Annotated in this window: 16 protein-coding genes; 6 read left to right on the plus strand and 10 right to left on the minus strand. The window is 66.2% G+C overall.

Annotated features, from left to right (window positions below):
- Positions 1-101: 101 nt before the first annotated feature.
- The 4 genes from BMW51_RS15475 to BMW51_RS15490 form a co-directional block, all read right to left on the minus strand.
- The gene (locus BMW51_RS15475; RefSeq protein WP_058734567.1) at positions 102-584 is read right to left on the minus strand and encodes a c-type cytochrome; all 483 of its coding nucleotides are present in this window, start codon (positions 582-584) and stop codon (positions 102-104) included.
- Between the two features lie 12 nt (positions 585-596).
- Complete coding sequence (locus BMW51_RS15480; protein ID WP_093008089.1) at positions 597-1,832, minus strand: molybdopterin-dependent oxidoreductase; 1,236 nt, start codon at positions 1,830-1,832, stop codon at positions 597-599.
- Between the two features lie 89 nt (positions 1,833-1,921).
- On the minus strand, positions 1,922-3,073 hold the full coding sequence (locus BMW51_RS15485) for a TDT family transporter (RefSeq protein ID WP_093008091.1): 1,152 nt from the start codon (positions 3,071-3,073) through the stop codon (positions 1,922-1,924).
- On the minus strand, positions 3,070-3,942 hold the full coding sequence (locus BMW51_RS15490; RefSeq protein WP_058733710.1) for a LysR family transcriptional regulator: 873 nt from the start codon (positions 3,940-3,942) through the stop codon (positions 3,070-3,072). The genes BMW51_RS15485 and BMW51_RS15490 overlap by 4 nt, the downstream gene beginning before the upstream one ends.
- Before the next feature lie 146 nt (positions 3,943-4,088).
- Between BMW51_RS15490 and BMW51_RS15495 the strand changes: the two genes are divergently transcribed.
- Both BMW51_RS15495 and BMW51_RS15500 read left to right on the plus strand, forming a co-directional pair.
- On the plus strand, positions 4,089-5,156 hold the full coding sequence (locus tag BMW51_RS15495) for a molybdopterin-dependent oxidoreductase (RefSeq protein ID WP_058733711.1): 1,068 nt from the start codon (positions 4,089-4,091) through the stop codon (positions 5,154-5,156).
- On the plus strand, positions 5,153-5,665 hold the full coding sequence (locus tag BMW51_RS15500) for an MgtC/SapB family protein (protein ID WP_093008093.1): 513 nt from the start codon (positions 5,153-5,155) through the stop codon (positions 5,663-5,665). Before BMW51_RS15495 ends, BMW51_RS15500 begins: the two co-directional genes overlap by 4 nt.
- Before the next feature lie 51 nt (positions 5,666-5,716).
- On the opposite strand, the gene BMW51_RS15505 is transcribed toward BMW51_RS15500, so the two are convergent.
- The 4 genes from BMW51_RS15505 to BMW51_RS15520 are packed head-to-tail and all read right to left on the minus strand — an operon-like array spanning position 5,717 to position 8,849.
- A complete protein-coding gene (locus tag BMW51_RS15505) occupies positions 5,717-6,487 on the minus strand; it encodes an anti-sigma factor family protein (protein ID WP_058733713.1) in 771 nt (256 codons plus the stop codon).
- Entirely contained in the window at positions 6,484-6,993 is a 510-nt protein-coding gene (locus BMW51_RS15510; protein ID WP_093008095.1) for an RNA polymerase sigma factor, read from the minus strand. The genes BMW51_RS15505 and BMW51_RS15510 overlap by 4 nt, the downstream gene beginning before the upstream one ends.
- Before the next feature lies 1 nt (position 6,994).
- Positions 6,995-8,434, minus strand: a complete 1,440-nt coding sequence (locus BMW51_RS15515; protein ID WP_058733715.1) for a YncE family protein — start codon at positions 8,432-8,434, stop codon at positions 6,995-6,997.
- A 1-nt stretch (position 8,435) separates the two neighbouring features.
- A complete protein-coding gene (locus tag BMW51_RS15520; protein ID WP_479725489.1) occupies positions 8,436-8,849 on the minus strand; it encodes a DUF305 domain-containing protein in 414 nt (137 codons plus the stop codon).
- Positions 8,850-9,034: 185 nt separating this feature from the next.
- Between BMW51_RS15520 and BMW51_RS15525 the strand changes: the two genes are divergently transcribed.
- The gene (locus BMW51_RS15525) at positions 9,035-9,601 is read left to right on the plus strand and encodes a recombinase family protein (RefSeq protein ID WP_093008097.1); all 567 of its coding nucleotides are present in this window, start codon (positions 9,035-9,037) and stop codon (positions 9,599-9,601) included.
- Here BMW51_RS15525 and BMW51_RS15530 read toward each other — a convergent pair.
- Together BMW51_RS15530 and BMW51_RS15535 are read right to left on the minus strand one after the other, a co-directional pair.
- On the minus strand, positions 9,568-10,857 hold the full coding sequence (locus BMW51_RS15530) for a transposase (RefSeq protein WP_177171716.1): 1,290 nt from the start codon (positions 10,855-10,857) through the stop codon (positions 9,568-9,570). The two genes, BMW51_RS15525 and BMW51_RS15530, sit on opposite strands and share 34 nt — an antisense overlap.
- 148 nt (positions 10,858-11,005) lie before the next feature.
- A complete protein-coding gene (locus BMW51_RS15535) occupies positions 11,006-11,416 on the minus strand; it encodes a MerR family transcriptional regulator (RefSeq protein ID WP_245708591.1) in 411 nt (136 codons plus the stop codon).
- A gap of 64 nt (positions 11,417-11,480) precedes the next feature.
- Here BMW51_RS15535 and BMW51_RS15540 point away from each other — a divergent pair, with 64 nt between their 5' ends.
- The 3 genes from BMW51_RS15540 to BMW51_RS15550 are packed head-to-tail and all read left to right on the plus strand — an operon-like array spanning position 11,481 to position 12,500.
- Positions 11,481-11,897 (plus strand): mercuric transporter MerT family protein, encoded by a 417-nt coding sequence (locus BMW51_RS15540; protein WP_245708592.1) that lies wholly within the window; start codon positions 11,481-11,483, stop codon positions 11,895-11,897.
- On the plus strand, positions 11,897-12,118 hold the full coding sequence (locus BMW51_RS16395; RefSeq protein WP_093008099.1) for a GDCCVxC domain-containing (seleno)protein: 222 nt from the start codon (positions 11,897-11,899) through the stop codon (positions 12,116-12,118). Before BMW51_RS15540 ends, BMW51_RS16395 begins: the two co-directional genes overlap by 1 nt.
- A 49-nt stretch (positions 12,119-12,167) precedes the next feature.
- The gene (locus BMW51_RS15550; protein ID WP_093008101.1) at positions 12,168-12,500 is read left to right on the plus strand and encodes an ArsR/SmtB family transcription factor; all 333 of its coding nucleotides are present in this window, start codon (positions 12,168-12,170) and stop codon (positions 12,498-12,500) included.

The following is a 12,500-nucleotide window of genomic DNA, read 5'->3' on the forward strand; positions in this document are numbered from 1 at the left end:
CAGACCGGTCATAACCGGACGGGGCTGTTGAAAAAGGCCGTAGCTCCCCGAGCTGCCCGTCCCGATTGGGATGGTATTTCGGGATTATGGAAGTAGATCGGTTAGCCGGTTCCACCTGAGACATCAGGAGCCACTTTGGGGTCTGGGTCCTGCGCCTTGCCGGTCGCGGGTGCCACCTTCTGGCTCGGCATAGCGGTGAGATAAGCAACGATCGCATCAACGTCCTTCTCGGCCACCGGCGCCTTGTACACCTCACGCATCTTGGTGACGGTCGCCTTCCACTGGTCCGCCGATAGCGCAGGCTGGGTCAGCGCCATGCTGGCCGAGTGGCACGAGGTGCAGTTGGCGTTGATAACGTCGGCGTGCGGGCCGTCGGGATAGGTCGCGTCGTCGACCGGCAGGTCAACGCTAGTTGAGGCAAGCGAAAAGCCGCGCGCCGACACGCTGGCGGGCGGCGCCGGCTCGGACGTCTCGGATATCGGAACGGGCGCCTTGCGGCTGCTCGGCGCGCCGATCGAGACGAGGATGATGCCGGTCAGGCCGATCAGGCCAGCGGCCAGCACGCCGGGGGAGAGGGTCTTCATGCTACTCGCTCCTCAAGCCGCGATGATGGTGGTGGTCTCAATGTTGCCGCGCATGAACCCGCCCGGGTTCCAGATCGGCTTCATCGGCTGGGCGACGCCGTTGGTATTCCAGCAGCGCACCATGATGGGGTTGGGCCCGCGTCGCAGCGGCACGCGACCATCCCAGCGCCGGAAGCTGTACCTGCCCTCGTCCGCGCCGAGCGTCGTCCTGTACCAGGTGCGGCCACCGTCCGACGACACATCGACCTTGGCGACGCCGCAATCGCCGCCCATCGCGATCCCGCCGACCGGGATCGATGCCTCATAGGCTATCGTCTGGCCATCGGGCAGGCTGGTCATCCAGCTGCGCGGGATCATGCGGTTGATGGGGACAGTCGGGAAGTCTCTGGCGCCGGGCGCGACATTCGCGCCCGGCGTCGCGGGGATCTTGTAGGCCTTGGCCATCCAATACTGGTCGTCAGGGCCGGGCAGTACCTCGATCGCGTTCAGCATCTTGACCCAATAGGTCGAGTACCAGCCCGGCACGATCAGCCGGCAGGGAAAGCCATTGAGGAGCGGCAGCTGCTCGCCGTTCATGCCGAAGGCGATCATCACTTCGCCGTCGCGGGCATGGTCGATGTCGAGCGCCTTCTCAAAGTCAGGGGCGCCCGCCACGACCGGTTGATCGAGCGCACCGAAGCGCACCTGCACCGCGCCTGTCTTGACCCCGGCGAGGTCGAGCACGTCGCGCAGGCGCACACCGAGCCATTTGGCATTGCCCATCGCGCCGTTGCCCCATTGCGCGCCGGCAACACGTGGCTGGAACAGCCCACGGCTGTTTCCCGAGCATTGGTTGACCGCCGCCATCTCGACCCGCGGCAGGCGCAGCAGCTGGGCGAGGCTGATCGACAGCGGTCGGTTGACGTGGCCGAAGACGTTGAGGCGGAAAGTCTCGACATCGATCGAGGTCGGGATGTCGGCCCAGTGCCAGCGGACGAAGAACTGGTCGTTGGGCGTGAACACCGACTTGTCGAACACGTCCATCGGCGTTTCCAGCAAAGGCGGATGGACACGCTGGAGGATCATGCTGCCCTTGCCGGGAAAGGCGCTGGTCATCGGCCGTTCGGCATTGCCGCCAGGCAGCTTCAGGTCGACGAGCTGCTGTGCCAGCGCAGGTGCTGCGGCAAGGCCGGCGCTGCCGAGCGCGGCATGCCTAAGAAAGCGGCGACGGCTGGTCTCACTCGCCAGCCCGGCGTCGAAATTGTCCATGACAAGGCTCTCCTGTGGCCAGCCACGCTGGCGGATCGAAGGGGCGTTCTGCAAGTGATCGAACCGACTGATCCGATCACCACGGCGGATCAGTTCGGGGTGGCGATGCAGGGCGAGACGAACAGGTTGCCCCGCCATGCGCCAGCCAGCGTCTTGGCACCGACCAGCAGCCACATCGCCGCAAGCGCGACTGTCAGCACCGTGCCAGCTATGCCGAAGAAGCCGAGGTTCAGCGTCGTGCCGAGGCGGAAGGTGGCGACGGTGTAGACGCCGAGCGGAAAGGTATAGCCCCACCAGCCCAGGTTGAACGGCACACCAGCGCGCCAGTAGCGGATGGTGATAAGCGTCGCGAGCGCCAGCCACCACAGGCCGAAACCCCACAGGCAGAGTCCGGCGACAACGCCGATCCCTTGAGCGACGCTACCGACATCGGCCAACCCGTGCGCCGCGAGGATCGCCGGCGCATCTGCCCCGAGCACCAGCATGCCCAGAGCACCCGTGCCGATCGGCCCCAGCGCCAGCCAGGAGGATGCCGCCATGCTTTCATGCGGCAACTTATGGAGTGCCATGCGCAGGATGAGGATGGCGAGGATGCCAAACGCGACCGGCACCGAATAGGCCCACAGCACATAGGAGGTCGCAAGCGTGACTAGCTGCGCGTGGGGATCGGCCAGATGCGGCGCGAGCAGCCCGCCGCTGGCACCCGCCACTTCGGCAGCGACGACCGGCAGCAGCCATACCGCGGTCATGCCGTCCAGGCTATGCTCGTGGCGGGTGAACATCAGGTACGGGATCAGCACGCCGCAGGCGAGCGACATGGCGACGTCGATCCACCACAAGACCTGCGCGACCGGTACGATGCCATTCCCGAACCGCGCGATGCCGAAGGCGAGGCAGCCGTTGATGATTGTCGCCAGCCCCATCGGGATGGTCCCGATGAACATTGACACGGTGTTGTGCCCGAAGATGCGCCGCGCCTCATGCCCGAACATCACCCAGCGCGCGCCATAGAGGCCGGCGAACAGCGCGAAGAGTGCGATGTTGAAGAACCACAACACCTCGCCGAATGGCTTCAGCGAGGGTCCAATGCCGGGTACCTGCGGCAGTGCGAGCGCGAGGATGCCCGTGCCCATCGTCGCGGCGAACCAGTTGGGCGTGAACTGGCGGATCATCTCGCGGGGGTGATCGAGCCGGCTGAGCGGCTTGAGGCCGCTCAGAACGGAGTGCGTGTCGGCAGTCATGCGACCTGCTCCTTGATGAGGTCCGTCAGCGCGTCGGCCGCGCGGGTGCGATAGCGTTCCTTGTGGCGCAGCGCGTGAAAGGCGCGGTCGGGCAGCCCGAGCGGCAGCTCGACAAGGTCACCGGCCTTGAGCGCACGAGCTACGACCAATCGCGACAAGACGGCAACGCCGGCACCGGCCTCGACCGCGGTACGCACCGCCTCGTTGGACGGCAGCGTCATCGCTATCGTCAGCTGGGCCGGATCAAACCCGCGCGTTCGCAGCACGTCCTCGAAGGTCGAGCGCGTACCGGATCCCAGCTCACGGACGATCCAGCGTTCAGTGCGCAGCCAGGCCTCGTCGACACGTTCGGCGTCCTCGCGGCCGACCAGCACCATCGGATCACGCCCGACAGTCCAGTGGGCGAGTGCCGGTTCGTCCACCTCGCCCTCGACAAAGCCGAGTTCCGCCGCGCCGCTCAGGACCTGCGCTGCCGCACCTTCGGTGTTGTCGATCGCGAGCTCAACCGCGATCTGCGGGTGGCGTTCGTGGAAGGCGGCGAGCTTTGCCGGCAACCAGTAGCTCGCGATCGTCTGGCTGGCGACGATCCGCAATGAACCACGGGCAAGCCCGGCATAGTCCGCCAGCATCGTCTCGGCATGCGCTGCCCGCCCCAGCACCGCGCGCGCTTCCTCCAGAAAGCCGCGGCCTGCTTCGGTCAGCTGGATGCCACGCCCGACGCGGTGAAACAGAGGAACCCCGTAGCGCGCTTCGAGGGCAGCAATCGCGCCGGAGGCAGCAGACTGCGTGACGTTCAGCACCTCCGCTGCCTTGGTGACGTGTTCGCGCTCCGCGACACCGACGAATATTCTGAGCTGCTCCAGGGTCATGCAGCTTATATCGCGCAATCTGATCGATACGACCAACCGTTTGATCTGCTCATTCCAATCTGGATATCGGAACGATCGGCAGCCTTTCGTCTGTGATGGTCTTGAAGACTTGAAGCGATCCGCGTGCCCGCGGCGTTTGTTCGTCCATGACCGATATGATCGAGCGCAAATCCGATCCCTACAACGCCGAGCCGACGCCCAGTGCGTTGATCGAGCGGTTCCTGACGCCGCAGGCGCTGTTCTACGTGCGCAGCCACGGGCCAGTGCCGGATCTGCCCGCCAATCATCGGATCGAGGTGAGCGGGACGGGCATGGCGAGCCGCTCTTTCTCGGTAGAGGAACTGAAAGCTACGTTCCCCACGCGGACGGTGACGGCAGTTCTCCAGTGCGCCGGCAACCGGCGCACTGACCTCCAGCAGGTCGGAAAAACGTCGGGTGATCCTTGGGATGTCGGCGCGATCGGCAATGCAGAGTGGACCGGCGTACGCCTGGCCGATGTGCTCGATGCGGTCGGCGCACCTGATGCGTCCGACCTGTTCGTGGCGTTCACCGGCGCGGACGAGGTGGACGTGGAGGGCGAGGAAGCCTTGTTCGGGGTATCGATCGCCATGAGCAAGGCGCGGCAGCCCGACGTCCTCCTCGTCTGGGCGATGAACGGCGAGCCGCTGACGCCCGAACACGGCGCACCGCTCCGCATGGTGGTGCCGGGCTATGCCGGCGTGCGCAGCGCCAAATGGCTGACACGGATCGAGGTGCGAGACATGCCTTCCGACGCACCGATCCAGGCGCACGACTACAAGCTGTTTCCCGCCGATGTGACGAGCGACACCGTCGACTGGAGCCGGGGTCTGACCATCAATGCCATGCCGCTCAACGCCGCGATCTGCGTGCCCGGCTCTGGCGAAAGCCTGCCGGCCGGGGAGGTGCGGATCGAGGGCTATGCCATCGCCTATGATCGCCGCGTCTCTCGGGTCGAAGTGTCGGTAAACGGTGGTCGCGAGTGGCAACAGGCGACGTTCGCCGATGATCCGGAGACGCACTGGGGTTGGCGGCGCTGGACCCTCGACGCCACGCTTGCCAAAGGTCGCCAGCACCTTGTCGTGCGCGCCTTCGACGGGGCTGGACAGGGACAGCCCGAACGGCCGGACACGATGTGGAACTTCGCCGGCTATCTGTGCACCGCCTGGCATCACGTCCACGTGCTGGTCGAATGATCGAAGCGTCAGGGGCATCGGACATCGGCTTCTGGATCGATGCGATCGGGCGGCTGGTGGTGGCGACCGCGGCCGGGATGGTGCTCGGCTGGGAACGCTCGCGCGAGAACCGGCAGATCATGGGCTTGCGAACGCTGGGTCTGGTCGGTCTGGCGAGCTGCATCGCCGTGCAGGCGGTCGTGCATAGTGGCCTGCCAAATGTAAACGCCGACGCCGCAGGGCGGGCGATGCAGGGCATTCTGACAGGCGTCGGTTTCATCGGTGCCGGCGCGGTGCTGCGGGTCGGCCAGGGTCAGGAAGTGCATGGATTGGCGACCGCCGCGTGCATCTGGGTGACGGCCACGATCGGCGCGGCAGCGGGGTTGGCAGTGTGGCCGCTCATCATCGGCGGGGTGAGCCTTGCAATGCTCGTCCTGTTCGTCGGTGCGCCGCTGGAACGCCGCATCCGCGAGCGGGCTCGCCGGACGCCGGCCGAGGCCGACAGGAAGGACGTCGAGCGCAAGCCGTGATCCCGCTGGATCGCCCGGTGCCTGTCGGCGTCGGGAAGCGGCAAGGTGCAATCAGGACACCAGCGCCGCATCGGCCTGGCGCCGGACCTCGTCGGCGATCGGATGCAACTCGGCCGCGGGTCGCTCGCCCACCACACTATAGCCGATCCCATCAACCGCCCATGTGACCCGGCCCATGGTCCCGCTGGACGTGCTGGTCATGCTCGCGGTCTTGTCGATCTGCATAGGCCTCGTCAGCACCGCGAGTTTCGACGCTTGCGGTCCGTCGTAGAGGAGCAGTGCCGCAGGGCCGTGAGGCGTCGCGACCAATCGCCCCCCGCCATAGCGATAGCCGGCTGTGCTGAGGTCCGGGATGGTGACGCGCTCACCCAGTCGGGCGGAGGTCCACCGGATCAGCATGGCGCGCTGGTCGGGGCCGATTTCCGCCGGTCGTATCCGGTCGGCGGCATAGACACGGAAATTGTCACTCGCCTCGTTGGCCAGCGCCGCGATGCCCGCGCGGGGTTCACCGCTCCACCGCGCGCTCGACCAGCCCCCGCCAAACCCCAACGCCAGCAGAAGTGACGCGGCAATGGCGAGTTGCCAACGCGGTTGCCTTTGCCGTCCCCTGATCGCTGCCACGCGCATCGTCGCCGGAATGGGTTCGTCCGCGATCGTGGTGAACAGGGATGCGAGGGCTCGCGCCTGCTCCGCCTGCTCCCGCAAACGGGCATGCAGATCCGGCTGGCCTTTAAGGTAGGCGTCAACCAGGCGCTGCCGCTCGGGCGACAACCTGCCATCGATCCATGCGGCCAGATCGTCCTCGCCGATCGGGCTGGTCATTGCACGCTCCTCAATCGCGGCCGTTCACCCTCCCGGAGGAGTGTCGCCAGACGGTCGCGCCCCCGCGATATGCGCGACATTACCGTGCCCAGCGGCACGCCGGCTACGGCAGCGACCTCCGCATAGGGCAGGCCCTCGACCGAGACCAGGAGCAGCACCGTTCGCTGTTCTTCAGGCAACGCATCAAGCGCGCGCAGCAGGTCGCGGTGGTGCAGGCCTGTGTCCTGATCGGCCGGGCGGCCGAGCGCGGCGTCGTCCACGAGGTGGAGCGGAACCGCCGTACCTCGCCGGCTATGCTGCCGCTGATGATCGACCAACAAATTGTGCAGGATCGCATAGACCCACGGGCGGACCTCCGCACCCCGTCGCTGTCGCCAGCGCCCGACCGCGCGCTCCAGGCAATCCTGCACCACGTCATCCGCCATCACCCGGTCGCGCAACCACGACCGGGCATAGCGGCGCAGCCCGGGGATCAGCGGTTCGATCGCGGCGGCAAGCGGGTCCATCTCAGTCGCGCTGCACCTGCACGATGCGCCCCGGCGCGCCGTTCACCACCTCCGCAACCGCCAGAAAGCGCCGGGGTGTCGCGGTGCTGCCCTGAACGATCTGCCGGATCGGACCCGATGCGTTGACGATCGCCGCACCTGCCGGGTTGCTCATGAAGTTCGCAAGCGGCTCTACCGCACCACTGCCGTCCGCATTGGCGGTCAGCACGAGCATGTAAGGCTTTTTGGGCTGCAAACCGGTAACGGCACTTTGCACGACCTGAATGATGCCCTGGTCGAAGAGGGTGATGCTGCTTGCTGTACCTTTGCCGCCGATCGGCCCCATGGTCAGATGCAACGCCTTGCCGGCCGTGCCGAGCGGCTGGAGATTGTCGGTGCCGGGGCCTGTCGGAACTGCGTTCGACACATAGGCGATCGCCTGCGGTGCCTGTCCGACCGGCACGGTGGCAACGACCGTGTTGCCAGCGGTGTCGATCGCGGCGAGCTCATCGGCATTCTCCAGCCCGACGTAGATGCGCCGGCCGTCGCCCGATGGCCAGACACCGTGCGGCATCTTGCCGACCGGGATGGTGGCGACGGGCGCGAAGTCGGATGTGCGGAACACCTTCACCGCATTCTCTCCGCCGACCGTCACATAGGCGAACTGCCCCTTGGCCGTGCGGGCGAAGTTGACATGGTTGGTGATCGGCCCGGTATCCAGCACCTTCAGGATCGCGAAGGGTGGTCTCGCATCGAATGCGACCGTCTTGCCGATGTCCTTCAGCGTGAACCACACCTGCTTGCCGTCCGGCGTCGCGGCAATATTGGGACAGAACGGGCTTGGCTGTGCCACCTGTCCGACCTGCGCGTGGGTCGCGACATCGAACACGGCCAGCACCGGATTGAACGACGAACAGACATAGCCGTACCGGCCATCGGGAGAGAAGATCGTCATGCCCGGACCACCGGGCGTCTTGATGCGCCCCGTCTCCTTGTACGTCGTGGGGTCGAGCACGGCGATATAATCCTCGCCGCGGACCGTGACCCACACCTCCTTGCCGTTTGGCGTGAAGAACGCCTCGTGCGGACTGCGCCCGACATAGGTCGTGTGTTTGACCGTGTTGGTGGCGGTGTCGATCCACGACACGGCGTTCGATCCGATCGACACGACCGCCAAGGTCTTCCCGTCCGGCGAGAAGCCGAGGCCGTGGACCAGCACCTGTCCCTTGTAGAGCGGCGAAAAGTTCATCGGCTGCGGATCGCCGAGCTTGATGACGCCGAGCAGCCGGTTGTCGGCCGGGTCCGTCACCGACACCGTGTTGGAGAATTGTTCAGACGCATAGACGCGGTCGCGGTGGCTGACGGGCATGTCCTTAGCGTTCCACGGCGCCTGCTGGGCCATGGCGAGGCCCGGTGCGGCGCTCATCAGCAAGGCGGCCGAGCGCAGGATGGTCCGGATCATGTCAGTGCTCCATAGGGCTATGGTGGTCGCCGCCCTGCGTCGGGGCTGGCGTCGAAGGGGGTAGCGGCTGACCGATCGCCAGCTTCATGGCGGCGATCTCCTGCTGCTGGTCGATGATGATCTCCTGCGCGATGCGCTTGAGCTGCTCGTTATGGCCATAGCGCAGCTCCGCCACCGCCATATCGATGGCGCCCTGATGATGCGGGAGCATCATCGCCACGAAGTCGCGGTCGACGTCGCCGGACGGCTTGACCATCATGCCCGCCATCATCCGGTCCATCGCGGCAGACACTATGCTGGCGTAGCCATCGGCAGGGGAGGCCGCGGCTGCGCCTGTAAGTAGGGCCGGAGCAGTCAGACCCAGCATCCAGTTTCGTCTATGCATAAGCCTCCGGCGCATCAGTCCTGAAAGCATAGACGACGCTCGCCCGGGTTTATTCCATGGGTGAGCCGGTTATCAGCCTTCCCGATTGGGAACGTTCAGCGGGACGGTCGGCTGGGCCGCCTCATAGGGCCTCAACAGCAGATTTCGCTTTCCCAAAACCTGTTCCCGAAATATGAGTCCCGAAACTGGCGGTTCGGGATGGAGTTACGGGACAAGTGCTGATCGGCTATGCGCGTGTCTCGACCGCCGATCAGGATCTGACGCTGCAAACCGATGCGCTGACCAAGGCCGGATGCGAGAAGCTGTTCACCGACAAAGCGAGCGGCGCGAAGACGACCCGACCGGGCCTGACGGAAGCGCTCGACTTCGTGCGGGCCGGCGACACGCTGGTGATCTGGAAGCTCGACCGGCTCGGCCGCTCGATCCAGGGGCTGATCGAGCTGGCGGCCGACCTGTCGGCACGCAAGGTCCATTTCCGTTCGCTGACGGATGGCTTCGACACCTCCACGTCCTCGGGCCGACTCCTGTTTCACATACTCGCCTCGGTCGCCGAGATGGAACGCGAGCTGATCAAGGAGCGGACCATCGCCGGGTTGGCGGCAGCACGGGCGAAGGGCGGCACCGGCGGAGGCCGCAAATCGGTGATGACCCCCGACATGCTCGACACCGCGCGCAAGCTGCTCGCCGCGGGCGACAAGCCCGCCAAGGTGGCGAAGCTGCTTCAGGTCGGTCGTTCGACCTTCTACCGTCACTTCCCCGCGAGCGAGCGGGAACCGGCATGATCGGGCCTAGCCAGCAGCAGCAGGTTGAGCACCGCCGCGCCGATCAGAAACTCCTCTTCCGCGCCTCGGATTCCGCGGAGATGCAGCCGCCCCATGCCATGCTTCACCTTTGCATCGGCGAACAGGCGCTCGACCCCTCGGCGCAGCCGCATGGATCGTTTGAAGAGACCGGTCCGCATCTGGGCCCGGGCAAGGTCGCGGGCATCCTCGTTCTCCATGCGACACAGGGCACGCCCACGAGCGCTCGTGCATTGCTGGCGCAGCGAACACGCCCGGCAATCGTCAGGTCGCGCCCTGTAGCGGTGCACTCCAGTGGGTTGATGGAAGCCGCGGTGCGCCAGTGCTTTGCCCGCAGGGCAGGTGAAGCAGTCGCGACCGCGATCGTAGGTGAACGCTTCGCGCGGGAACTTGCCCCTGGTCTGTTCGGAGCGGTCGATCACGGGGATGTGAGGCAGCGCGCCCTGGTCGCGCACGAAGGCGAGAAACGCGGCGCTCCCATAAGCCTTATCCGCGGCGACCCGCTTGGGCCGATAACCGAACCGATCGGCAGCTCGCGCCAGCATGTCACGACCCGCCGCCACCTCTTCCGCGAAGCGGGCGGGGGTTGCCTCGACTTCGAGCGCGGCTCCGCCTGGCGTGTCGATCATGACGTTGAGGGCATAGCCGAACCGCCCTCGCACCGTTCGCGCCGACCAGGCCGCCGCGGGATCGGTCCGCGAAACACTTGGGAAACCCTTGCCCGTCCCGGTCAGCGGCTCCGGCACCCGCGTCCGATCGGCAAGCCACTCGCGCACAGGGCGACTTGCCCTGCTCGCGTCGGGCAGATTGGCCGGCAAGACCTTGCGCTGCCAGCTCGCGTCCGCGGCGATAAACGAGGCGTCGATCGCAGCGTCCTTGCCGGAGACCAGCCCCTTCGCAAGGCAGCGCCGCACCGTGTTCTCGAACAAAAGCCGGAACACGCCGGCGTCTCGAAATCGCCCGTGCCGGTTTTTGCTGAAGGTGGAGTGGTGCGGGACAGCCGCGCCGGGCGCCAGACGGCAGAACCAGCGATAAGCGAGGTTGTAGCGCAGCTCCTCGCACAACCGGCGCTCGGACGTGATCGCATAGATGCGGCCGATCAACGCCATACGGATCAGCAACTCGGGATCCACCGACGGCCGACCGCGCGCACTGTAGTGCGACGACAGAGCCGCCCTGAGCTTGCCCATTTCGAGCAGCCGGTCCACGCGCCGGAGAAGGTGGTCACGCGGCAACATGGCTTCTATGGTGCGGGAACCGGGTCCCGACCGCCCACGGTCGCAGCTCGTGCCCATCATGGCCTCACTCCCTCAACCCCGGGAGTGCAACACAGGGGTCAGGTCAACGTGTCCGGTGTATTTCAACAGCCCCGGACGGTTGTGACACCTACGCGGACGATTGTTGTTCCAGCAGGTCGATCACGGCGCAACTCGCAGCCACACCGCCTTCGCACCGCTTGATGGTTGCCGAGAGCAGGCTTTCGAGCTGCGCCAAATCGTTCATCTTCGCGCGGACCCGCTCCAGATGATGCTCCGCGATTTCCCGGACCTCGCCGCATGGCGCCCTTGCGGGTCCGCCAAGCTCAAGGAATGCGCGCACCTCCGCCGGGGTGAAGCCGAGTTCGCGCGCGCGACGGATGAACCCAAGCGCGCGGACGTGCTCGGCTCCATAGACCCGTCGCCCGCCTGCGGTGCGGGGCGGCGTCGCCAGAACGCCGATGCGCTCGAAGTAGCGGATCGTCTCGATGTTCACGCCCGTTCGGCGCGACAGCTCACCGATCGCGATGCTCTGCTGCATGAAAACGCTTGCTCCTGTAGCCGCTACAGGATGCATTAGCGCGTTCTCCCGCCGGAGACGACCTTTGAACCCCAGCACTGCCGCGACCAAACCCATCGTCACGCCGAAGACGTCAAACCACGCCGACACGGGGCTGTCGACCCTCGGCGCACTGGCGGGCGTCGGCGCGGTTCTCGCCGCCGCGTCTTGCTGTGTCCTCCCGCTCGCGTTCGCGGCACTTGGCGTGGGAGCCGGCCTGTCCAGCACCTTCACGGCACTGCTCCCGCTGCGTTGGCCATTGACCGCACTCTCGATCATTGGATTGGCTGCCGGGTGGTGGTACTACACACGGCGTTGGAGGGCCTGCACTGCGGACCGCTCCTGCACGACTCCGCTGCCCTCTCGGATGACCCCTATCGTGCTCGCGATCGGCTCGGCCCTGACGCTGATCGCACTGGTGTGGGACCATGTGGAAGCGCCGCTGATGAAGGCTCTCTCCTGATGCAGCTCACCTCTACCCTGACCTGCCCCAAATGCGGCGGGGCCGCGACCGAGACGATGCCGACCAACGCGTGCCAGTTCTTCTACGATTGCCGGCATTGCGCGGCGGTCCTGCGGCCCCTTGCCGGCGACTGCTGCGTATTCTGCTCGTTCGGCGATGTGCCATGTCCGCCAATCCAGGAGGCGAAGGCAAGCGGAACGGCGGCGAGCTGCTGCGGGTGATCTGGTAGCCGCACTTTTACCCTGCCCATATATCCGCTATGCTGGATATATGGAAAAGGACTCGGCTATCTCCGCATTGGGCGCGTTGGCGCAAGGTACCCGCCTCGACGTGTTCCGTCTGCTGGTGCGGCATGAACCGGATGGCTTGGCCGCCGGCGAGATCGCCCGGCAGCTCGACGTGCCGCAGAACACCATGTCGGCGCACCTTGGCATCCTCGCACGCGCCGGCCTGGTCCGCTCCGATCGGCATAGCCGCTCGGTCATCTACCGTGCTGATCTCGCCGGGCTGCGCGCCCTGATGCTGTTCCTCGTCAACGACTGCTGCGCGGGCTCGGCTGAGCTGTGCGCGCCGCTCGTCGCCGAACTCGCCCCCTGCTGCTGA

The sequence above is a fragment of the Sphingomonas palmae genome, from assembly GCF_900109565.1.
Lineage (GTDB): Bacteria > Pseudomonadota > Alphaproteobacteria > Sphingomonadales > Sphingomonadaceae > Sphingomonas > Sphingomonas palmae.